This window comes from Clostridium sp. D5, assembly GCF_000190355.1.
In the GTDB taxonomy this organism is placed as follows: domain Bacteria; phylum Bacillota; class Clostridia; order Lachnospirales; family Lachnospiraceae; genus Faecalicatena; species Faecalicatena fissicatena_A.
Map to the genome: position 1 here is coordinate 268069 of NZ_GL870809.1, position 21649 is coordinate 289717.

The 21649-nt window shown below is 36.1% G+C and carries 20 protein-coding genes and 1 pseudogene; 16 read left to right on the top strand and 5 right to left on the bottom strand.

The genetic code is table 11. The features are described 5' to 3' along the window. The first annotated feature begins 784 nt into the window (after positions 1-784). From HMPREF0240_RS01110 to HMPREF0240_RS01185, 16 genes and pseudogenes are all read left to right on the top strand, one after another. Complete coding sequence (locus tag HMPREF0240_RS01110; RefSeq protein WP_035312203.1) at positions 785-1786, top strand: kinase; 1002 nt, start codon at positions 785-787, stop codon at positions 1784-1786. A gap of 5 nt (positions 1787-1791) precedes the next feature. Continuing rightward, positions 1792-3033: a D-glycero-beta-D-manno-heptose 1,7-bisphosphate 7-phosphatase gene (gmhB, locus tag HMPREF0240_RS01115; protein ID WP_009001614.1), complete on the top strand. Its 1242-nt coding sequence runs from the start codon at positions 1792-1794 to the stop codon at positions 3031-3033. Positions 3034-3037: 4 nt separating this feature from the next. Beyond that, entirely contained in the window at positions 3038-3688 is a 651-nt protein-coding gene (locus HMPREF0240_RS01120; RefSeq protein WP_009001615.1) for an SIS domain-containing protein, read from the top strand. A gap of 2 nt (positions 3689-3690) precedes the next feature. After that, positions 3691-4440 carry a WecB/TagA/CpsF family glycosyltransferase gene (locus tag HMPREF0240_RS01125; RefSeq protein ID WP_242833282.1) on the top strand — a complete coding sequence of 250 codons (750 nt, stop codon included), beginning with the start codon at positions 3691-3693 and terminating at the stop codon, positions 4438-4440. A gap of 6 nt (positions 4441-4446) precedes the next feature. Then, positions 4447-5550 (top strand): glycosyltransferase family 1 protein, encoded by a 1104-nt coding sequence (locus HMPREF0240_RS01130; RefSeq protein WP_009001617.1) that lies wholly within the window; start codon positions 4447-4449, stop codon positions 5548-5550. Between the two features lie 18 nt (positions 5551-5568). Then, positions 5569-6723, top strand: a complete 1155-nt coding sequence (locus HMPREF0240_RS01135; protein ID WP_009001618.1) for a glycosyltransferase family 4 protein — start codon at positions 5569-5571, stop codon at positions 6721-6723. Positions 6724-6741: 18 nt separating this feature from the next. Continuing rightward, entirely contained in the window at positions 6742-7986 is a 1245-nt protein-coding gene (locus HMPREF0240_RS01140; RefSeq protein ID WP_035312205.1) for a hypothetical protein, read from the top strand. Next, the gene (locus tag HMPREF0240_RS01145) at positions 7955-9046 is read left to right on the top strand and encodes a polysaccharide pyruvyl transferase family protein (protein WP_009001620.1); all 1092 of its coding nucleotides are present in this window, start codon (positions 7955-7957) and stop codon (positions 9044-9046) included. The genes HMPREF0240_RS01140 and HMPREF0240_RS01145 overlap by 32 nt, the downstream gene beginning before the upstream one ends. Then, complete coding sequence (locus HMPREF0240_RS01150) at positions 9036-10217, top strand: Coenzyme F420 hydrogenase/dehydrogenase, beta subunit C-terminal domain (RefSeq protein WP_009001621.1); 1182 nt, start codon at positions 9036-9038, stop codon at positions 10215-10217. Before HMPREF0240_RS01145 ends, HMPREF0240_RS01150 begins: the two co-directional genes overlap by 11 nt. A 15-nt stretch (positions 10218-10232) precedes the next feature. Next, positions 10233-11651, top strand: coding sequence for a polysaccharide biosynthesis C-terminal domain-containing protein (locus tag HMPREF0240_RS01155; RefSeq protein ID WP_009001622.1), 1419 nt, complete (start codon positions 10233-10235; stop codon positions 11649-11651). A gap of 189 nt (positions 11652-11840) precedes the next feature. Next, positions 11841-12869, top strand: a complete 1029-nt coding sequence (locus HMPREF0240_RS01160) for an acyltransferase (protein ID WP_009001623.1) — start codon at positions 11841-11843, stop codon at positions 12867-12869. A 41-nt stretch (positions 12870-12910) separates the two neighbouring features. Beyond that, a pseudogene (locus HMPREF0240_RS01165) lies at positions 12911-13117 on the top strand (transposase); the annotation flags it as partial. Positions 13118-13264: 147 nt separating this feature from the next. Next, complete coding sequence (locus HMPREF0240_RS01170; RefSeq protein ID WP_035312209.1) at positions 13265-13675, top strand: hypothetical protein; 411 nt, start codon at positions 13265-13267, stop codon at positions 13673-13675. A 171-nt stretch (positions 13676-13846) separates the two neighbouring features. Continuing rightward, positions 13847-15751 (top strand): tyrosine-type recombinase/integrase, encoded by a 1905-nt coding sequence (locus HMPREF0240_RS01175; protein WP_035312210.1) that lies wholly within the window; start codon positions 13847-13849, stop codon positions 15749-15751. Beyond that, positions 15748-16731 carry a tyrosine-type recombinase/integrase gene (locus HMPREF0240_RS01180; RefSeq protein ID WP_009001627.1) on the top strand — a complete coding sequence of 328 codons (984 nt, stop codon included), beginning with the start codon at positions 15748-15750 and terminating at the stop codon, positions 16729-16731. Before HMPREF0240_RS01175 ends, HMPREF0240_RS01180 begins: the two co-directional genes overlap by 4 nt. After that, positions 16724-17746, top strand: a complete 1023-nt coding sequence (locus HMPREF0240_RS01185) for a tyrosine-type recombinase/integrase (protein ID WP_009001628.1) — start codon at positions 16724-16726, stop codon at positions 17744-17746. Before HMPREF0240_RS01180 ends, HMPREF0240_RS01185 begins: the two co-directional genes overlap by 8 nt. A gap of 121 nt (positions 17747-17867) precedes the next feature. Here HMPREF0240_RS01185 and HMPREF0240_RS01190 read toward each other — a convergent pair whose 3' ends face one another. The 5 genes from HMPREF0240_RS01190 to HMPREF0240_RS01205 all read right to left on the bottom strand — a co-directional run bounded on the left by HMPREF0240_RS01190 (position 17868) and on the right by HMPREF0240_RS01205 (position 21600). Next, complete coding sequence (locus HMPREF0240_RS01190) at positions 17868-18257, bottom strand: hypothetical protein (RefSeq protein ID WP_009001629.1); 390 nt, start codon at positions 18255-18257, stop codon at positions 17868-17870. Positions 18258-18784: 527 nt separating this feature from the next. Further along, positions 18785-19027, bottom strand: coding sequence for a 4Fe-4S dicluster domain-containing protein (locus HMPREF0240_RS25265; RefSeq protein ID WP_347462540.1), 243 nt, complete (start codon positions 19025-19027; stop codon positions 18785-18787). Between the two features lie 45 nt (positions 19028-19072). Next, entirely contained in the window at positions 19073-19948 is an 876-nt protein-coding gene (locus tag HMPREF0240_RS01195; protein WP_050794464.1) for an aldo/keto reductase, read from the bottom strand. Positions 19949-20036: 88 nt separating this feature from the next. Continuing rightward, positions 20037-20999 carry a Coenzyme F420 hydrogenase/dehydrogenase, beta subunit C-terminal domain gene (locus HMPREF0240_RS01200; RefSeq protein WP_009001632.1) on the bottom strand — a complete coding sequence of 321 codons (963 nt, stop codon included), beginning with the start codon at positions 20997-20999 and terminating at the stop codon, positions 20037-20039. Further along, the gene (locus HMPREF0240_RS01205) at positions 20986-21600 is read right to left on the bottom strand and encodes a serine acetyltransferase (protein ID WP_009001633.1); all 615 of its coding nucleotides are present in this window, start codon (positions 21598-21600) and stop codon (positions 20986-20988) included. Before HMPREF0240_RS01205 ends, HMPREF0240_RS01200 begins: the two co-directional genes overlap by 14 nt. Positions 21601-21649: the final 49 nt, after the last annotated feature.

Below are 21649 nucleotides of genomic sequence, written 5' to 3' on the forward strand. Positions count from 1 at the left end.
TCAAATCTTAAACATTAAAGATAAAAACTCTCTAAAATTCTTTCTTATTGTTTATTTATTTCTCACAATTAGTTATATATATATTGCATTCTGACAAATTATGATAGTCAGGGATTAGGCGCCGTTGAATTATGCATATTACGTAAAAGAATTTTTATTTAAGTATTTAGACTCACTCTTCATATACTCTTAATTATCTAACATATCATTGTGCTGATTATTAAATGCATGTCAATTTATTCATTATTTCCAAACCAATAATAACAATTATTTGGAGTTTAGGTATAAATCAATTAGTCAATTTACTGGTTAGTGTGTCTTAAATTGTCAATTTTAAGGAGTACGACTATGTACCAATGGATGTTGTTTTATTTAGGTATTGTTTACCCGGATAAAAGAGATATAAAAAAGCTGTATTAGTAAATTAAGCCTGCATGCAGATATTTTAAATAAACTCTGCTACGGGCTTTTTGTAGTTCTTCTTTAAAGTATAAATATATGGTTGGATTGAAGCCAACAATCACACACTACTTCTAAAGGCCTTCAGCACATTTAGAAAAATTAACTGTGTCAAATATGATACATGATATGTGACAGGGTATAAATAAGTGGAAAATACTTAATACATAAGATTACAAGTGTAACATATTACGGAGTGCCATAATATAGATCGGTCATGATATGAACGTGTTGATTTATGCATGCGTAATAATATGAACGTGTTGATTTATGAACAAATTTTGAATTTAAAAATTACTTATGACAATGAGGGAGAAAACTACTGATGATAATTACAAAGACACCGTTTAGAATGTCGTTTTTTGGTGGTGGAACAGATATGGAGAACTTTTTCAAAGAAAACGGGGGGGCAGTTATATCAACTACATTTGATAAATACTGTTATGTAAATGTCCGCCATTTACCTCGATTTTTTGATTATAGTACAGAATTATCTTATTCAAAAACTGAAAGAATAACAGATGTAGAAGAAATTCAGCATCCAGCAATTCGCAATGCAATGAAGATGCTTGATATGCATGAACTACGTCTGACATATGAAGCAGACCTTCCAGCTCGCTCTGGTCTAGGAACAAGCAGCTCCTTTGCAGTTGGTATGCTCAATGCGTTCTATGCATTAAAAGGAAAATATGCTGACAAAAAGAAACTAGCAGACGAGGCTATTTATTTAGAAAGGGCTCTTTGTGATGAATCGGGTGGTTGGCAAGACCAAATAGCAGCATCTTTTGGAGGCTTCAACCGTATTAATTTTAATGCCGATGGTTATGAGGTACTACCAATTATCATTTCGCCGGAAAGAAAAAAGAGATTAAACAGTAATCTTATGATGTTCTTTACTGGATTTACTCGCTTTTCATCTGATATTCAGAAAGCAAACAATGTATCTGCTGAAGAAAAGAAAGTACAACTTCAAGAAATGCTTTTACTTGTAGATGAGGCAGAAGAAGTTTTGACGAATAAAGAAAAGGACCTTGATGATTTTGGCAGGCTTCTTGATCACACCTGGAAACTAAAAAAACAAACAGGCTCTTCAATTTCAACTGGTGGCATTGATGAATATTATCAGAAAGGGATGGATGCTGGTGCTCTTGGGGGAAAACTACTTGGAGCAGGTGGTGGAGGATTTTTGGTATTTTATGTACAACCAGAATATCAGGAAGCTGTAAGAGCCGCAATGCATGAACTCTTATATATACCGTTCCAATTTGAAGATGGTGGGACTAGGGTTATTTATTATAGTCCAGAAGAATACGAACCAAGGGGATAAGACAGATGAAAGTAGTAATTATGGCTGGTGGCAGAGGTACAAGAATTTCATCTCTTGCCAATGATATACCAAAACCAATGATAAAAATTGATGGTGTACCTGTTTTGGAGAGAGAAATTAATTGCTTAAAAGAACAAGGATTTGATGACTTAATTATCACTGTTAGCCATCTTGGACACATCATCAAGGATTATTTTGGTGATGGTAGTCAGTTTGGTGTGAGAATCGAGTATTATGTAGAAGAAAAGCCTCTTGGAAATGCCGGAGCATTATTTGAACTGGATTTGAAAGAAGATTTTCTTCTATTAAATGCAGATGCAATTTTTGACATTGATTTTAATCGTCTGGTTGCATATCACAAGAAAAAAAATGGTCTTGTAACATTATTCACTCATCCAAACAGCCATCCATATGACAGTGGATTGATTATTGCGGATGAGAATGGTGCGGTTAATCAGTGGCTTACCAAAGAAGATGAAAGACCAAAGTGGTACAAGAACCGCGTCAATGCAGGACTTCATGTTGTTTCACCAAAGATTTTGGAGAAAAGACCAACAGGAGAGAAAGTTGATTTGGATCGTCAGCTATTAAAACCTCTTTCTGGAACAGGAAAGATGTTTTGCTATGATAGTCCAGAGTATGTAAAGGATATGGGTACCCCAGAGAGATATGTATCCGTATGTAAGGATTTCGTAGATGGTATTGTTGCAGGTAATAACCTAAAGAAAAAACAGAAAGCCATCTTCTTGGATCGGGACGGTACCATTAATAAATATGTTGGCTTTTTGAGAAACATTGATGAGTTCAAACTGATTGATGGAGTAGCAGAAGCAATTAAGAAAATCAATAACAGTGGTTACTTGGCCATTGTTGTAACCAATCAGCCAGTTATCGCTAGAGGGGAAATAACCTTGGAAAATTTGGATGAAATTCATAAAAAGATGGAAACACTTTTAGGTCTTGATGGGGCGTATCTTGATGGCATTTATTTCTGTCCACATCATCCGCACAGCGGTTATGAGGGAGAGGTGAAAAAATTTAAAATAGACTGCGAATGTAGGAAACCAAAGCCAGGACTGCTTCTAAAAGCGGCAGAAGATTTTAATATCGAACTTTCTGAGTGCTGGATGATTGGCGATGGTGAAAATGATATCGCTGCCGGAGTAGCAGCAGGTTGCAAGACGGCATTAGTGAGTGAAGAGAAGAATCTACTTGCGATAATCAATGAGATTTTAGGGAGAGTGTAAGAGTATGTTAGATAATAAGTTGCAGAAACATGTGGACCTTTTGATGGAAAGATATCCTGTATTGAAAAGCTGTGAAAAGGAAATTATAGATGCTTATTTTGTTATGCAGGTGTCCTATGAGAATGGAGGCAAACTTCTCGTTGCTGGAAACGGTGGTTCTGCAGCTGACTCAGAACATATCGTAGGCGAATTGATGAAGGGATTCAAGATGGCACGTAAGTCTAGTGCTGAGTATGCAGAAAAGTTGTTAGAAGCAGAACCGGAACTCGGAAAGGTTTTGGCAGAAAATCTTCAAGGAGCACTCCCAGCAATTGCACTAGATGGACATCTTGCACTTTCAACAGCTTATATGAATGACTGCGAGCCACTTCTTTGCTTTGCACAGCAGATTAATGGATATGGAAAAGAAGGAGATGTTTTCTTAGGAATCTCTACATCTGGTAACAGTAAGAATGTGCTTTATGCATCAACTGTTGCTAAAGCGAAAGGGATGAAAGTGCTTGGTCTTACCGGTCAGCAAGATAGCAAATTATCTGTTTATGCAGATGTGTGTGTGAAGGCACCAGAAACAGAAACTTGTATAATACAGGAATTGCACTTACCAATTTATCATTGTTGGTGCTTGATGTTGGAAGATTATTTTTTTGGGAGCTAAATATGAAGGATAAAATGAAGAAAGTACAACTCTTAAATACATATGTGAATAATCTGTCCATGGATGAAAGTATCAATGCTGTAGAGAAATTGATTCATAAAGATGAGAAATCATATGTAGTGGCTGTAAATGTTGACGTCATTATGAAGATTGAGAGTGACTCGGAATTAAAAGAATTGACGGATAAGGCGGATATTGTGCTTGTTGATGGCAAGCCTCTTATTTGGATTTCGAAAATTCATAAACGCCCTATCAAAGCAAAGATTTCCGGTTCGGATTTAGTTCCTAAATTATGTGAATTGGCAGCAGAAAGGGGGTATACCATGTATATTCTTGGTGGTGCTGACGGTATTGCGGAAAGAGCTAAGGAAAAACTAGAGAAAAATCTGCCAGGCATCAAGATTGTTGGTACCTATGCTCCACCATTCGGTTTTGAAAAAAACGAGGAAGAGTTAATTCAAATCAATGGAATGATTAGCGAAGCACAACCAGACCTTCTCATTACATGCTTTGGCTGTCCGAAGCAGGAGAAGTTTATATATAGAAATATGGATAAATACGATGCGAAGGTGTCTGTTTCTGCCGGAGCCACTGTTGACTTTCTTGCTGGAAATGTAAAACGCGCTCCGAAATGGATGAGTGAACATGGACTAGAGTGGTTCTATAGATTCTTACAGGAGCCAAAGAGAATGTTTAAAAGATACTTTGTCGATGATGTGAAAATATTAAAGTTAGTTTGGAAGTATAGGTGATGTTTGATGAAAACACTAATTGATTTGACTTCACTCGCAGATAATTTTTCTGGTATTGAATTATACGCTATGTCTGTTACTCAGGAGTTAATAAAGAACAAGAATAATAGATATATTTTGGTATTTAAGAATAAGGTTCATGAAGCGTTTTGTGAAGAATATGAAAATGTAGAAAAAATAGTTCTGAAGAGTAGTAATAAATTGATCTTTAATCAATTAATACTGCCGTTGAGACTTAGAAAGGTTCATGCGGACAGATACCTATTTATGGCATTTACAGAACCGTTTTTTTGGTTGAAAAGAAACACAATTAATACAATACATGATGTAAGTTGCTGGGATTGCCCAGGATCTAACAAAAAACATATGATTTTGTATTGGAAAATTATGTTTAGAAAAGTAGCCAGTAGAAAAGGAAAAATTTTAACCGTATCTAATTTTTCAAAAAAACGAATTACAGAGATATTAAAAGTAGATCCTAAAAGAATTATCATTACCTATAGTGCACCCTTGAATGAGGTTGCGAATGTCAAGTGTGATTTCGATAAATATGAAACGGTGAGGAAAAAGTATGCGTTACCCTTAAGTTTCTTTTTGTGCTTATCTACATTAGAACCACGTAAAAATTTAAAATTATTTTTGAAGGCATATTCGGATCTTGTTTTAGAAGGTTCTGTAGATGAAGATGTTGTATTAGCTGGAAGAAAAGGTTGGATGGTCGAAGATTTATTAAATGAATTAGACGAAAGTGTAAAGAAAAAAATTTATTTTACAGGTTTTGTTGAGAATGAAGACCTTCCATATATATATAACGCTGCTGTAGCGTTTGTTTTTCCGTCTTTATATGAGGGCTTTGGAGTACCACCACTTGAAGCAATAGCTCAAAATACTATTGTTATTTCATCAAATGCTGCGTCTTTACCAGAGGTACTGGGAAATGCAGCTATTTTCTTTGAAAATAACAATTTAGATGATTTAAAAAATAAAATTCTTGATGTGAAACAAATGTCTGAATCTGAAAAATTAAGACTGGTGGATAATGGGACAAAAGTATTAAAACGCTACCAGTGGCCTATTATATCAAAACACATCTTGGATATTATTAGTTAATACAGTTGGAGGTTTAGTGTGAAAATAGCAATTTTACATGTTGGTGATCTTGAGCATCTTGCATTGGGCGGAGTAGACCAATATATAAAAAATATAATAAGAGATAGAAAAGATAACAAGATAACAATTTTTGGAACATGCGTAAAAGGAAAATATGATATTGGGAAGGTGTACAACATCAAAAATGGAAATTTGGAGTATGATTTTTTCCCGATTTCGGATGATTCAATGAGACCGCTTACTTTAGGGTATCTATTAAGCGAAAGAAAGTATTTAAACAAGATTTTAGAATACGATGTAGTTTATGCACAAAGAATAGAAACGGTGTTACCTTTTGTACTGAAGAAACATAAAACACCTATAATTCAGGTAGTCCATGGTTCCAGTTATTATACTACAATGCATTGGAATAAGTTGAAAAGTTGGATTTACGAATTTTTTGAAAAAATAACCATTGGTATTGCAGATGAAACAAATGTTGTTTTGATGAGATCTGAGTTTGGCGTACCATATTATAAGAAAAAGTACAAAAAATATGCTAATAAAATAGGATATGCAAAGATTCCGGTCAATACAGACATCTTTAGACAGCTGGATAAATTAGAATGTAAGAAAAAACTGGAACTGCCGCAAGATGATTTTATTGTTTTATATGGTGGCAGGGTGGAAGATAATCCTAAACGAGTATTACTTATTCCCCAAATAATTCAAAAAGCACTACAGCTACATAAAAATATTCACCTTGTTGTTGTTGGTGATGGTACTGATCTTGAAAAATTAAGATTAGATTTGAATAATTCATTACCACAAGAAGCGTACACTGTGGTGGGATATTTAGAGGATAGAGATAAATTTGTTCAATATCTAAACGCAAGTGACGCAAATATTAATATTTCTGAGTTTGAAGGTACTTGTACGTCTAGTTTAGAAGCGATTGCGTGCGAAGCAAAAATTATATCAACAGACGTTGGTGATATTAGATTGTTCGTCAAAGAAGGAAAGGACGGATTTGTTATTGCCAATTGTGAGGATACAATTGTTGATGATTCAGTAAATGCAATCATTTCGCTAGCAGAAAATAAAATAGAAATGTCAGGAACCTACAAAAACTACGATTGCCATCAGGTTGTGGCAGAATTATTCGCACATTTTGAAGCATTGCTTGATGAATGATTTGAAAAGAGGTGATAAATGATGGATGAGTGCTACCAAATATATGATAAAAGCAATACATTGAGAAATAAATTGATAAATATGCTCGTTACATTAATGTTATTATTTTCAGCAACAACAATGTATCAATCGTTATTTGATAAGATAGCGATAAATAGAATTTTGGGTGCAATTATTGCATTAATAGCAGCCGCATTATTTCTAATTAAACCTGAAAGAAAATTATTTATCTCTGTCATGTTTTTAGTGTTTGATTTCGTCTTTTCAGTATTTTTGACTGTTGATATAAGTAAGGAAATAAATGAATGGATATACGTTTTTACAACAATTTTTTTGATTACAGTAATTTCACAAGAAAAAAACAGTAGATCTTTCACGTGGTTTTTTATAAAAAAGAAGAAATTGATAAACTTCCTTATTCATTTCGAATGTGTAACTTTAGTTGTTTTATTAATTTTAGGCGTGGGACTTACACATAAATGGGGAGAAGGTACATATTTTTTAGGCTTTTGCAATACTGAGCATACAATGGGATCATTGTGTTGCATGTTGATTTCGATGATTTTGTTCTATTGTAAAGCGTTAAAAAAAACGAGTGTTTATTATCTGGGATTATCATTTATTCCGTCATACGCAATTTTGCAGTGTGGTGCAAGAGTATTCTTAATTCCCATGGCTATCATGATTTTTTTACTTATTAGATTTAGTGTTTCCTCTAAGATATGGAGGCTTTGCATAGGTATTGTGGGTATAGCGGGAGCTGGGTATGTCATGATGAAGAGCGCAATGATCGATAAGTTTATCACTGTGTTAAACAATCCAACTCCTGCTTCGTCATTGGCAAGTTTTACGAGTGGACGTTCAGAATTTTGGGTTGTCGATTTGAATTATTTTTTTAGTGGAAATGTATTTGAATTACTGTTTGGAAGAGCTTTTGCAAACATATATGATGTGAATTATAAGGCAGTGAATATGTCTATTTGGTGCCATAATGATATTATTTATTTTTTAGTTGGTGGAGGTTTAGTTGGTGCATATATCTATTTATATGTTATTAAAAGATCTTTTACTAATATTAGAGTCAATATAAAAAGTAAAGTTTCTTTGATAATGCTAATTTTATATATGATACTACCAATGCTATTGAATGGGTTTATGGTATTGCAGCATTTTGTATATAGTTTCGTTATTTTGTACTTTACAATTTTATTAGAAGGAGATAGAGAAGTTAATGAAAAAAGTAGGAATAGTGACATATCATAGATCTCCGAGTTATGGTGCATGTCTTCAAGCGTATGCCTCACAAAATTTTTTTCAAGAGTTGAATTGTGACGCAGAAATAATCGATTACTTGAATAGCTATGAGCAACGTATTAAAAAGGTGTTTTTTTCCGCGGATGGAACATTTAAGAGTATGATGAAAAATGCTGTAAAAAGCATTGTTTTTCGTAGAAATATATTATTAAAAAAGGCATATAGTGATTTTTATAAAAATTATAATATCACAAAAACAACTTATAGATCGCCAACAGAGATGAATGATTTGGAATATGACGTTCTTGTCGTGGGGAGTGACCAAGTATGGAATCCTAATATTAGCAATGGGATAGACCCAGTATTTTTGCTAGAATTTGGAAAAGCACGAAAACGAATTTCTTTATCATCCAGTTTTGGAAGTTATTGCTTACATTACACTGAAAAAGAAAAAATCAAAAAAGCAATAAGTTTGTTTTCAGATGTAAGTGTAAGAGAGAATTTTGCACGAGAACAGCTGAATAAACTAGGCATAAGCAATATTAAGGTTCTTAATGATCCCACTCTACTAGTTAATCCATCAGTGTGGAAAAAACTCGCAAAATCGGTACCGGATAATAAATTCATTTTTACATATTTTGTGTCAGGAAGCTTTTGTGATTTTGAAAGTGATGTTATGAAAATATCTAAACAATATAATTTGCCAGTTTATAATTTGCAGTCATCTGGATATAAATGGCACGGAGTAGACAAAACTTTGGTAGGAGTAACACCAGAGCATTTTTTAGGCTATATACAGAATGCAGAGTTAGTAATCACTGACTCATTCCATGGAACGGTATTTTCAAATTTATTTCACAAACAGTATATCATAATAAACAATAAGAGTAACCCTGTAAGAATTAATGAACTCTTGAATAAGTTATCCTTAAACGAGAGAATTTATCATAACAGTAGTGATTTTAATGCTATTACAGATTTACAATTTGCAAATGTTGATAAGGTACTTGCAGAGGGTCGAAAAGAAGCAATAGAATGGGTAAAAGGAATATTAGAATATGAGAACTAAGGTTTTGCTTGAGGAGATAAATTGTACTGGTTGCTTAGCTTGTGTTGATTCTTGTCCTCAAAAGTGTATAGAGGTGGATAAAGATAAATACGGATTTATTGTTCCTCATATTGACGAATCAAACTGTATTAATTGTAATAAATGTATAAAAATATGTCCGAGTAGAAAACTTGTTAAGACAAATGTTCCGAAGAAAAGTTACGTAGCATTTTATAATAATGAGAAAGTTTACAACATTAGCTCCTCAGGGGGCGCATTTGCTGGCATAGCAACAAGTTTTATAAATTCAGGTGGACTAGTATGTGGTGCATCGTATATTAGTGAAAAGAATTATGTTCAACACATAGTGATTGACCAAATTAATAGCATAGAAAGCATTCAAGGATCTAAGTATGTTCAGAGTTTTACGAATGGGGTTTATTTGGAAATAGGTAAATACTTAAAGCAGAATAAAAAAGTATTATTTTCAGGAACACCATGTCAAGTGGCAGCAGCAAACTCAATTTTTGGTAAAAATACTAATCTGTTCACAATCGAAATAATATGTCATGGTGTATCTAATAATGATTTTCTTTCAAAGTGTACGACATATACATGTGGTAGTCAACCAATAAAAAATCTGAGATTCAGATTAAAAAATAAATATCATAAATCCGCGTTTATATTACAAGCCATTCAGTATGACGGGAATAAAAGAATACAACCGGCCCATAAAGATGTGTATTTTAGAATGTACATTGACGGAAAAATATATAGACCGTCCTGCTATAAATGTATGTATGCACAAAAAAATAGAGGGGCAGATATGACTATAGGAGATTGTAGCACATACAAAGACTATGATTATATTAATCCTGAAAAGGAGTTATCGACAATTGTTATCAACACGAATAAGGGCGAAGAACTTTGGGAGTTGGGGAAAAAAGATTTTGTATATGATATACAGAATATGAACAAGGAGTTTTCACAAAACTCGCAATTAAATCATCCTACTAAAGAGCCTGATAATATAAATGAGATATATAATGATATGATAGGATTATCTGTAGAAGAATTAAGAAAAAAATATGTTAGGTATGATTTGAAAAAATACACAGTAGAAGCGATAAAAAGTCTTATCCCATTACATATGAGAATATCAATAAGGAAAAAGTTAAAAGGTCAGAAGTGATGGGAGTGGATAAAAATGGAAGGTAATAAATTTAAAAATCTTGTAGAAGATACGTGCTTATTTGCGATAAGCAATTTTGGCTCAAAAATATTAGTTTTTTTATTAACACCATTATATACGAGTATATTATCAACAGAAGAATATGGAGTAGCGGATTTAATAACAACAACGATTAATTTTATCTATCCGGTATTAACACTCGCAATTGCGGATGCTACTTTAAGATTTGCATTGGATAAGGAAAAGAATAAGAAAAAGGTTTTGAGTAATTCGCTTGCCTTGACTTTTATATCGATTGTCTTTTTGATGCTATTTTATCCACTTTTAGCAAGAATTGATTATAATATAAAACAGTATTGGACAGTATTTGTTGTTACCTATGCGTTGTTTAATATTCATAACTGTATGTCTAGTTACTTGAAAGGAATCGGAAATACAAAATTATTTGCAATTCAGGGATTGATTCAGACATTTACGATTATACTAAGTAATATTTTCTTTTTAATAGTTTTAAAGACGGGATTAGATGGATATTTAATAAGTATTGCTTTTGGATATATTGTTCCAATTTTTATAATGCTTATTGCAGGTAAAATAACAAAAGACTTGTTTCCAATTGGTATGAATTTTGCTTTGTTAAAAGAGATGCTAAAGTACAGCATACCGATGGTTCCAACACTTTTGGCATGGGCGATAAATACAAGTATAGACAAGTATATGATAATAGGATTGGTAGGACTAAGCGCGAGTGGTGTATACAGTGTAGCACATAAAATACCGACAATTTTCACTACAGTTATGTCTATATTTACTCAAGCATGGCAGATTTCTGCGATAACAAATTATGGAAGTTCTGACGAGAGTGAATATCATACCCAAATATATACTGGACTGAACATATTCAGCTTAATTGGGTGTATGTGTGTAATAATACTAAGTAAATGGCTTGCAGGATTTATGTTCGCAAAGGATTTTTATGCTGCATGGCGGTATGTACCTTTTCTAACAGTCTCAGCATTATTTGCATCCCACGGGGGATTTCTTGCTTCAACATTTAGAGCAGCGAAAAAAACAACTTCTCTATTTATTTCAGTGATATTGGGATCGATTCTTAATGTTGTGTTGAACTGGACATTCATAAAATTATATGGAACTTTAGGTGCGGCAATAGCGACTGCTTTAAGCTTTATTGTTGTATGGTTGTTTAGATTTATCTTGTCGCAGAAGATTGTTAAAATTAAAATCAATGTGGTCAGTACGATTATTTCTTATACATTGTTTTTGGTTACAGCAATTGTTACTACGTTCGAGAGTAATTACACCTATATTGTTTCGATTATTTCATTATTAGTGATAGTCATTATTAATATAAAGGATATAGAGAATATAGTCAGAGTAATCTTGAAGAGTCTAATTAAAAGAAAAGGGATCTGAATATAAGTGTAATTTATTAATGGATTCGATTAGTCTATAGAATTTGCTCAAATTCGAAATTTATCTATTCAGTGAATAGATATTTAGTTATATCTGAAATTTCGTACATGAGCAGTAATAAGTTACATTTGATAAATTGGATTTATTCGGTTAGTTTTATATATCGAAGTATGAAAAGGTGGAGATTGAATGGAAGAAAAGTTTATAAATAAAACAACAGCTAGTAGAATTCAGTCCATTGCCGTTTTAATGATGATAGTTCATCATACATTTGGTTTTCCTGACAAAATACTTGAGGGAATTTCGTTTGTTGGAATTCAAATCGAGGGAGGGGAAGCAGAAGTCTTCATAGGTCAAATGTGTAAAATCTGCGTATCGCTGTTTGCATTTATGTCTGGTTATGCCTTTGCAATAAAGAAAGATTGGACATGGAAATATGTAATAAAGAAAAGCCTTAATTTGCTAATATTGTACTGGATAACATTAATCATTTTTATAGTTCTTGGTTTGACAGGTGGTAAAAATGTTACGTTAAATTCATTGCTTTCTAACATTGTAACTATATCTAGTAGTGTTAATTATTCTTCGTGGTATGTATCGTTCTATCTTTTAGCGTTAGTTACTATGAAAATATTCTTTAGTAAATTCCAGAAAGGGTTCAAATCTTGTTTGTGTTTCATACTAACATTTTGGATTCTTTCAATTGTAGTAGAGAAAAGTGGAATACATATTTGGAACGGATTTATATCATACATTCAGTACATGCCAGTTATTTTGATTGGTTGTATGGCTGGTAAGAGCAAGTATTTTAATACTTTAGGTGCAAAATTATCTGCCAATATCAGAGGTGTTTTGTGTGCAATGATGATGTTGTTAGTTACATTAGGACTAAGAGTATTTACTGGAGCAGAGGTGCTATCGTTCCACTTAATATGGATATACGTAACTCCAATTTGCTTAGCATTAGCGACCATATTAATTTATTTTTCTAAATTAATATGGATCAATAAGCTTTTAGATCTAATTGGAGATTATTCAACGGAGATTTGGCTGTTAAATGCAATCTTTACATCTGGAGTGTTATGGATTCAAAAAATATGCTTTGCTCCAAGAGTCTCAATTTTGATTTTTATCTGGGAAACTATTCTATTGCTGATTATGAGTGTTCCGGTTAAGTTTGTTTGGAAGAAATCAATAGGATATTTAAGAATACAGTAGAAAGTCTATATTGAAATTTAAAACGGGGTGCGGACATACCTATTGAGGAAGCGCTGATTGAGATGTATCTTGTAGGTATTTCTGTACGCCGCGTTGAGGGTGTAACGGAAGCACTCTGGGTAACTAAAGTTTCTCCAGGCACGATAAGTAATCTTAACAAGAAGTCTTCCGAACATATCGAGGAATGGCGTTTTCATCCAGTGATGCAGGATTATCCGTATGTTTATGTAGACGGAGTGTATCTAAAGTAAGCGCAAAATAAATCGACGGATTGTCAAGTCCTAAAAGTTGTTTCATAATTATTGCTAGGAAATGTAAGCGTTTTACTCTATTTTAGATTGATAGAAATGATAGATGCAAGCATTTCACTACATAATGATTATGGAGGCTTGCATATGAGCGCAGCAAGAGTTTCAGCCGAAGAACAATACAAACTTATCATGGAATGCCGGCAAAGCGGTTTATCGGATCAGCAGTGGTGCCTTGATCATGATATTAAGCCAGGTACATTCTATAACTGGGTAAACCGCCTTCGCAAAAAAGGCTGCTGTGATATTCCTGTGCCATCCGGTTGCTCTTACAAAGAAACTAAAAAACAAGAGGTGGTAAGGCTCGATATGAATGAACCTTCGGTATCTATTATCAATGATCCTCTGCCAATGTATGAGACTTCTTATCCACAGCAGGCGTCCCCGTTGCCGGTAATGGAGTTATCCATCGGAAAAGCGAGTCTTCGTATCGCAAATGGAACCGATCCTATTTTGCTTACACAGATGATAAAAACTTTAATGGAGTTCGCTTGTTAGGCGATATCACTGCCGTAGATGATATTTTTATTGTGTGTGGCTTATCCTCACGATATTTTTATCCTCATCTTTTTAAAGAAGCACTGATTTTAGACTGTTTTCAAGAAAAATATGAGGATAAAAAATATATGTAATAATGAAATCACAATAAAACCGAAAGGATGTGATTTCATGAATTACAATGAAACTGTAGACAAAGTAATGGTGCTGCTTAAAGAAAAGGGGGTGTGTTTCAGCAGCCAACAATCACATAGAGATTGTTATGAATCCCTTCGACTTTTTATGGAGCAAAGGAATGAGGGGTATTCAGATGCTATCCGTGAAAGCTGGCTTGCTTATATCAAAAATGAATTACACCGGCAAAGATGTGCTGTATGGCTGCAGTATGCATATCAGTTAGAAGAAATGGACTCCACAGGGATCATTTCTGACCGCAGGCTTTATCTTAATCGGTCAAACTATGACAAGTTGCCTACATTATGGAGAAAAGACCTTGATGTGTATCTTGATGATTGTAGCAGCCGCTATACAGTCCGGACATTACAATTAATCCGCATTTACTGTTCAGAAGGATTGCTTTTTCTGGATGATATGGGGGTTCATGACATTACTGATGTCATTTATGACGCAGCCATAAAACTGATAGGAACAAAAATGTACTGTTGTGATGATACAAAGGCCATGATACTGAATAACACTGCACGTATGATCAGGTTTTATGGTGAAAAAGGACTTTGCCCTATGAACTATAGCTTTGTTTTCAACTGCCAGATATATCCTCATATCGGGGAAGTATCCGGGTTCTCAGATCAGAACCGGATGGTCCTGGATAAGATAACGGATGTAACCATGTCGGCGGATGAGTTCTATAAGTCAGTCACACCTTTTATTGAACTTTTGGAATCTCATGGATATGTTGGTACAACCCTGAAACTTGCCAGGCACGCCCTGACCGCATTGTACCTGTTCCTGGATATGCATTTTTTCGGATTTCATCAGGATATCATGTGGATCTGGTTTGCAGAGATCAGTAGAACAATAGGACATTCATGGCTCCACTGGCGACGAGTTCTGAAATTTTATGAAGATTATACCCTATCAGGTGATATACATCCGGATGGGAAGTACAGATATAATCCGGTAGTGTTCGATGAACTTCCATCATGGTGCAAAGAGGCGATATCAGGACTTCTTGACCAGAAAAGGCGTGAATTTCGGGATGCTGGTACAATAAAAAGTTACCGTTGTTCCTGCACGCGTTTCTGCAGATTTCTGGTCGACCATGGTTTTGAAAGCTTCAACCAGCTCTCACCTACAGTTATAAAAGAGTTTTCGAGCCATGATGAGCATACAACTTTTCATGGACGAGCTGGCTGCTTTGTGATTGTAAGGGCGTTTCTGCGTTATCTTGATGAAAAGGGATATACAGATAACCACGGTCTGGATGCATGCCTGATGTCAGGGACTGCCCCACAGGATAAGATCATTGATGTGCTGTCTGACGAGCAGTTACAGAGAATCCATGCATTTCGCACAGAACACAATGAACCTATAGAGCTTCGTGACATTGCCATAGTTTTACTCGGACTGAGGACGGGGCTGAGGGCATGTGATATCCTGGCACTCCGTTTTCAGGATATTGACTGGAAAAATCGTCACATTTCAATTGTCATGAAGAAAACAAAAATGCAGATCACCCTTCCGATGCCTGTTGGAGCAGGCAATGCTATATATTCCTATATAACATCCGGCAGGCCAAAGGCCAGTACTGAATATATTTTTGTCAGGTCAAAAGCTCCATACGGAAAACTTACAGGTAAGGTATGTACAAAGGCACTTTACCGTATCCTGCCTGAGAGAAAAGATGTAAAGAGCGGTGGTTTTCATGTAACCCGCAGGACTTTCGCCACAAATCTTTTACGGAACCATGCAGGGATTGATGATGTCATGGATACCCTTGGACATCGTGATCCTACAAGCGTCATGAAATATCTGCTTCTGGATGTCGAGAGAAGCAGAAAATGTGGATTATCCCTGGACAGTGCCGGGATCCTCATGGAAGGAGGTCTGGCATGAAGATCAGTGGATATCAGTTCCAAAGCTGTTTCGCACCGTACATTGAAAAGTTTATACAAGAAAAACGGGCTGCTGGTTTTCTATATGAAAGCGAAGAATGGAAACTGAAACACTTTGACGCTTTCTGTATAGAGGAATCCGTTACAGAGCTATGTCTAAACAGAGAGCTTGTAAAGAAATGGGGAACTTTACGTGAGGGTGAAGCTCTTGCCACGTGCTCTGCCAGGACATCCGTAATACGGCAGTTTGCATTGTTCATGGCTCCGCTGGGTATAGAAGCTTACATTCCATCTAACTTTTACAAAGCAGAAAAAAAGGTGGTACATATCCTGTCAGATGCTGAAATAAAAGCATTCTTCGAAGAAGTTAACGGTTATGTTCCAACAATCAGCATAGCAGGATTTTATCGGCTGGCTACCGAGTATAAAGTGATCTTTAGGCTTATCTATTGTTGTGGTCTGCGCATTTCAGAAGCCAGGAAACTGCGCTGGAAGGATGTGGATTTTAAGCAGGGAACAATCCGTATCCTGCAGTCCAAAGGTCATAAGGATCGCCTGATATATATGGCTGAAGACCTTACGGAGCTGTTACAGACATATGAAAAGGTCCTGTATGATAAATATCACTGTCTGTCAGATTGGGTTTTCCCTGCAAGGGAGACAGACAGGTGCCTGAGTTATGGAACAATCGATAAAAAGTTCCGTGAATTCTGGGCTTTAACACCGTATGCAGAATGCTGCGACAAAGCTCCGACAGTACACTACCTCAGGCACACTTTTGTAGTAAAAAGAATGAACCTGTGGATGGAAGAAGGTATTCCGTTAAAGGAAATGCTTCCCTTCCTTAGCAGGTATGTAGGACATCAAAGCCCGGATGAAACATTCTATTACTATCATCAGGTTGCCGAAGCGTTCCGTATAATCAGGGACAAAGATAAGACCGGAAAACTTGTGATTCCGGAGGTGAACGCTTATGAGTAGAAAAAAGCCCCAGAAGAAGCTGTTTTTTTCGAAGACCCTTGAATTCCTTGAACATTACCTGCCGGAGCAGGCACTAAAAAGCAGGAATACGGTGGAAACTTACCGGGATGCACTGACAGTTTTCAGACGATATGTAACAGACACCCTGCATCTGTCGATACGGTCATTCGGATTCGAAGATTGTACACATGATTTTTTGTTGTCCTACATGGAGTTCCTGAATAAAAATGGGAATGCCGAAACTACCTGCAATAACAGGCTGGCAGCAATCCGGGCATACCTCTGGTATGTTGCGGATGGTGATATTTCTTTACAGTCAGTAGCACTCACGGCTTCACACGTTCCCTTTCTCAAAGTGCCAAAACTGACAAGAGAAATGATATTTAAGGATGATCTTAAGGCATTGCTCTCAGCTCCTCCGGATACAAAGATTGGGCGGAGGGATCAGATGATCCTTATTTTACTTTATGATTCTGCCGTCCGGGTTTCCGAACTGTTATCACTTGATGTCTCTTCTGTAAATCTGGATGCTGAGATACCTTATCTTAGAATATACGGAAAAGGTGATAAGGAAAGGATTGTTGCTATCACGGACACAACTGCCGGCCACATAAGGAATTATCTAAAGGCTTATTATCCAACGAGGGTGCCTGACTCACCACTGATATATACAGTCATAAAAGGTCGGAAAGATAGGATGTCTGTAGGAAATGTGGAACGTATCATAAAAAAATATGCATCTAAGATACGGCCTGAACATCCCAATCTTCCGGAACACTGTTATCCGCATATGGTTCGCCGGACCCGTGCAACAAACCTGTATCAGGATGGAACTGAACTGGAGCTTATCTCTAGGATACTTGGACATTCCTCAACGGAGACAACCCGTATTTATGCGGTTCCTTCCGTGGAAATGATGCGCAAAGCAATGGAATCTGGAAACATGTCAACAGACGAGAAGTCATTGTGGCCTGATGATGAAGCAGAAATGGCACGAAACTGCGGATTAAGATGAAAATGTTATCCTCATCTTTTTGAAACTCAGACAAAAAAATAGCTGTTATCAGAAAAGATGAGAATAAAAATATCGTGAGGATAACCCGGCTGCAATATAAACCTTCCGGAATCCGGCTGCATCATTCAGCATGCAGGATCCCTTCGATCCTTGAAAGCAGTTCTTGCGAAACGGAATTCAAAAGTTCCAGAATCAGATCACCTTTACGGATCACGAGATCCGGCCGGAAAACCGGAACGGTATTCTGTGGAGCAGACGGAAGATTGATCTCCGTAAATGTGACCGTTTTCTGAGCCACTGGCTGTGCTTCCAGCTGGACAGTTGCAGGAAGTTCCGAGTTTCTGGAACTTTCAAAGGCTTCCCTACGCAGGATTCTCTGCCAGTAGAAAAACTGCTTTTCTGAGATCCCATTAGCTCGGCACCATGCAGTTTTAGGCATTCCACTGTTGATACATTCATTCAGAATTTTAGTCCAGTGCTCAGCACGGACCTGATGCGTTATTTTATCCATAGACAAAAACTCCTTCAAAAAACTTGTAGTTTTATGAAGTTATTATCTCATAGATTTAAAAAACTAGCACGGTACTAGTGATTTACCGTATACCTAAAAAGTGCGTTACAGACTACATAAAAAACGTCCTGTAGGCGCACAAAATTCCATTTCAAGCTTATAGTATTTTTTCGGATTTCTTTTCAGAGGCAGATAGATTATTGTATGCGGATGTAAATTCTGCATTTATCCACCGCAAGTGAAATACTCTGCTTCTTGATAAGTGATCGTACTTTTGAAGTTCTTTTTTCTTCTTTATTGCCTCTGGTATGGAGCTTCTATACGTTGCAATATCTTCCGTGCAGATGGCTTACCCTAAGTGGAATATACATCAGCAGCAGGCATGGATACACTGTAGCACCAGCACACCTGCTCAAAATGAGGGTGCATAGTCGCCGGACAGCTGAGCACCCCGTTCCGGAAGGCGTTGTAAGCAATTCGGAACTGATTGTGAACTTCTACGTTGCTAGGCAATTGCTATCTGTACTTTACTCGTTCTCGTTTTCCATTACTTTAAGTGGACAAACTGAAAGGCATCTATAACAACAAACGCATTTTATATCATTAACAATCGGATAAAGGAAACCTTCTTCATCTGGTTTCATATCTATTGCATTTACGGGGCAAATGCAATAACAAGCTGTACAACCACAGCAATCGCCCTTTGCTGTGTACAGTTGTGGGACTGACTTATTCAAATTACCGTTCACCTTCCTTAATCTAACGCACACTATTTACTAATCATCTTTGTGTTTTAAGTATCCCATCCAATCTCCTTAATATATCTTAAATTTATATTGTAAATGTCGGATTAGGTTTTTAATTTTTTTTGTTGTGCTCCACATAGTACTCGGAGAAAAACGAATTCGCATTCCACAATCAAGAGAATCCAACTGCTGCATTTCCTCATTCGTCAAAGAAAAATCAAAAACATCTATATTACTTTGGATATGTTCCTTTTTGGAAGCCGCGGGAATAGGAATGTATCGATGCTGGATATCCCAGCGCAATATTACTTGCACCACAGACTTTTGATATTTTTCAGCAATTCGCATGATAATTTCATCATTAATCAGTCTCTTGTCCATTCTTGCCACAGGAGAGTAACTCATGATAGCAATATTGTGTCGTTCACAATATTCGCACAATTCCTTTTGCCGGAACAATGGATGCAGTTCAAACTGATTAACCATGGGCTTTATTTTGGCATATTTTAAAAGCTTTTCAAGATGATGAATCTCAAAATTACAGACACCAATTGCTTTGCATAGCCCCTCCTCATACAGCTTCTCCAGTTCTTTCCACGCATCCAGATATAAATGTGGGTAGGGAAAATGTAACAGCAACAAATCCATAGGTTGATTTTGTGGAACACCCAGTAATTTCTTTTGTTTTACAAAATCATTCCTGAAATTCCAAAGATGAGATACATCACTTATTTTAGTAGATATAGTAAGTTTACTGATGTTTTCATCACATTTCTTTACCCTGCCAATATATTCTGCGTTGCCATAATCATCAGAGGTGTCTATCAGCTCGTAGCCAACTTGATGTGCTACAGGAATATTTTGTATTAGCTTCTCTTTAGACGGGAATGTTCCATATCCTATGGGTGGGAGTAACATCCCATTATGTAGACAAATCTTTTCCATATATTCTCCTTTCTACGTAAGATATAATGCAGGACACTAGCGCCGTACTTGATATCACTTATTTACAATGCCGCAAAAATTTGCTTGTTTATTTTTCTTTTCCAAGAAAGCGCTTAATATAATAGGAAATATAGCTCTTCAAGGAAGGCATGTAAAATTTCCGCAGTGCCTCTCCATGAGTTTCGTTCTGACATGTTTGGTAAAATGCAGACCTTTGAGTTCCTGGTATTGATGATATGAATGTCGCCATATTTCCAGCCATTAATATCTCCGGTGAGTACTCCTCATACACAATCTGTGATGAAATAATTTTAAAAATTTCTTGCGCCTTTTCCGTATGTACTAATAGCGCGGACAACCCCCTGTCATCATTCAGATGCTTATTCTGCTCTCCGACTCCCCAACAATCAGCCACAGTAAAATCGCTGGAACGTTTCAAACCCTTAAATTTACAATGAAAACATGAGGGTCTCATATTCACACAATCTAGATATGAGCGCATGAATGGATTCAAACTCCCGCGCTGATAAATGCCGCCACCATCACAGTATTCAATTTTGGTATACCAGTGTTTCCAGCCTCTTGACTTGTCCTTGAAGCGAATTATATTGATTTTTTGTCTCTGTGTGAATAGATCTAAATAGCCATTCCATACACTTGGTGATGCCACACCATGACATACAAAATCCAAACACAACAGATTATCGGGTTTATTTCCTAAATACGCAAGAAGACCTCCTATTTGGCAAGGAGTTCCAACGAACAAAACTGTTGTTCCATTCAGTAGCTTTTTCCTAATCTCTATAAATGTATTCTTCAAATCACTTTGCGGATATTTAGAGCCGCAAAGTGAACCTAGTTCTGTAACGGTTACTATCATTTGATGGCAAACAGAATATTCATCGTCAAAAGTCGCTCCAAAAACTACGCCATGTAGTTCCTCAATCACATACGACGCAACCGAATAAAACAAACCACCAGAAGTGCTTTGAAAACGAATTGCAGCATCTTTATTATAGCATGCATACGCTCTTGTTTCATATTGTTGCATTTTTCAACTCTCCTACATGCCCCTTGGAGGCATTTTCTTTCGAATGGATTACAGCTGGATTCCCAACTACTACTGAATGACTGGGCACATCAAAATTCACAAAAGTATTTGGAGCGATAAGGACATCATCTCCGATTGTAATATTTCCAGTAACAGTGGAATTTGCACGAATGCAGACCCGATTTCCAAGTACTGGATCTCCCTGGCGTTTCCCACGAATATCCCTCCCAATTGTCACACCATGTGTTAACATCAATTGATCTCCGAACTTTGCATTTCCAGAAACAACTATTCTTCCCCAATGTCCAATTACAAATCCTTTTCCAATATTTGGTGTATAGTAAATTTCTACACCATAGTGGTCCAGATAATGTTTGCATATGCGAAAGAATAGTCTTCCCCACAAAGTTCCATTATTCACTTGATATATTCTGTATAATTTTATGATTTTATATTCCACCAAACGTTTTTCTTTTTTGGTCAGTATACCCATTCCACCACGGAAAGTAGAAAGAGCATAAGCATCTTCTTGAACAGCTATCTTATAATCCTTCAAATTTAGTTTATAGCTAGATAGTCTAAAAAAAAGTTTTATATTCATATATTACGCTCCTTTTCGCAATACCCTCATGACAGCTATTGCTCTTTCG

Bases quoted from the DNA above. Each gene is read 5' to 3' on its own strand.
- HMPREF0240_RS01110 (WP_035312203.1), top strand. From the start codon at position 785: ATGATAATTACAAAGACACCGTTTAGAATGTCGTTTTTTGGTGGTGGA.
- gmhB (WP_009001614.1), top strand. From the start codon at position 1,792: ATGAAAGTAGTAATTATGGCTGGTGGCAGAGGTACAAGAATTTCATCT.
- HMPREF0240_RS01120 (WP_009001615.1), top strand. From the start codon at position 3,038: ATGTTAGATAATAAGTTGCAGAAACATGTGGACCTTTTGATGGAAAGA.
- HMPREF0240_RS01125 (WP_242833282.1), top strand. From the start codon at position 3,691: ATGAAGGATAAAATGAAGAAAGTACAACTCTTAAATACATATGTGAAT.
- HMPREF0240_RS01130 (WP_009001617.1), top strand. From the start codon at position 4,447: ATGAAAACACTAATTGATTTGACTTCACTCGCAGATAATTTTTCTGGT.
- HMPREF0240_RS01140 (WP_035312205.1), top strand. From the start codon at position 6,742: ATGATGGATGAGTGCTACCAAATATATGATAAAAGCAATACATTGAGA.
- HMPREF0240_RS01145 (WP_009001620.1), top strand. From the start codon at position 7,955: ATGAAAAAAGTAGGAATAGTGACATATCATAGATCTCCGAGTTATGGT.
- HMPREF0240_RS01150 (WP_009001621.1), top strand. From the start codon at position 9,036: ATGAGAACTAAGGTTTTGCTTGAGGAGATAAATTGTACTGGTTGCTTA.
- HMPREF0240_RS01155 (WP_009001622.1), top strand. From the start codon at position 10,233: ATGGAAGGTAATAAATTTAAAAATCTTGTAGAAGATACGTGCTTATTT.
- HMPREF0240_RS01160 (WP_009001623.1), top strand. From the start codon at position 11,841: ATGGAAGAAAAGTTTATAAATAAAACAACAGCTAGTAGAATTCAGTCC.
- HMPREF0240_RS01170 (WP_035312209.1), top strand. From the start codon at position 13,265: ATGAGCGCAGCAAGAGTTTCAGCCGAAGAACAATACAAACTTATCATG.
- HMPREF0240_RS01175 (WP_035312210.1), top strand. From the start codon at position 13,847: ATGAATTACAATGAAACTGTAGACAAAGTAATGGTGCTGCTTAAAGAA.
- HMPREF0240_RS01180 (WP_009001627.1), top strand. From the start codon at position 15,748: ATGAAGATCAGTGGATATCAGTTCCAAAGCTGTTTCGCACCGTACATT.
- HMPREF0240_RS01185 (WP_009001628.1), top strand. From the start codon at position 16,724: ATGAGTAGAAAAAAGCCCCAGAAGAAGCTGTTTTTTTCGAAGACCCTT.
- HMPREF0240_RS01190 (WP_009001629.1), bottom strand. From the start codon at position 18,257: ATGGATAAAATAACGCATCAGGTCCGTGCTGAGCACTGGACTAAAATT.
- HMPREF0240_RS01195 (WP_050794464.1), bottom strand. From the start codon at position 19,948: ATGGAAAAGATTTGTCTACATAATGGGATGTTACTCCCACCCATAGGA.
- HMPREF0240_RS01200 (WP_009001632.1), bottom strand. From the start codon at position 20,999: ATGCAACAATATGAAACAAGAGCGTATGCATGCTATAATAAAGATGCT.
- HMPREF0240_RS01205 (WP_009001633.1), bottom strand. From the start codon at position 21,600: ATGAATATAAAACTTTTTTTTAGACTATCTAGCTATAAACTAAATTTG.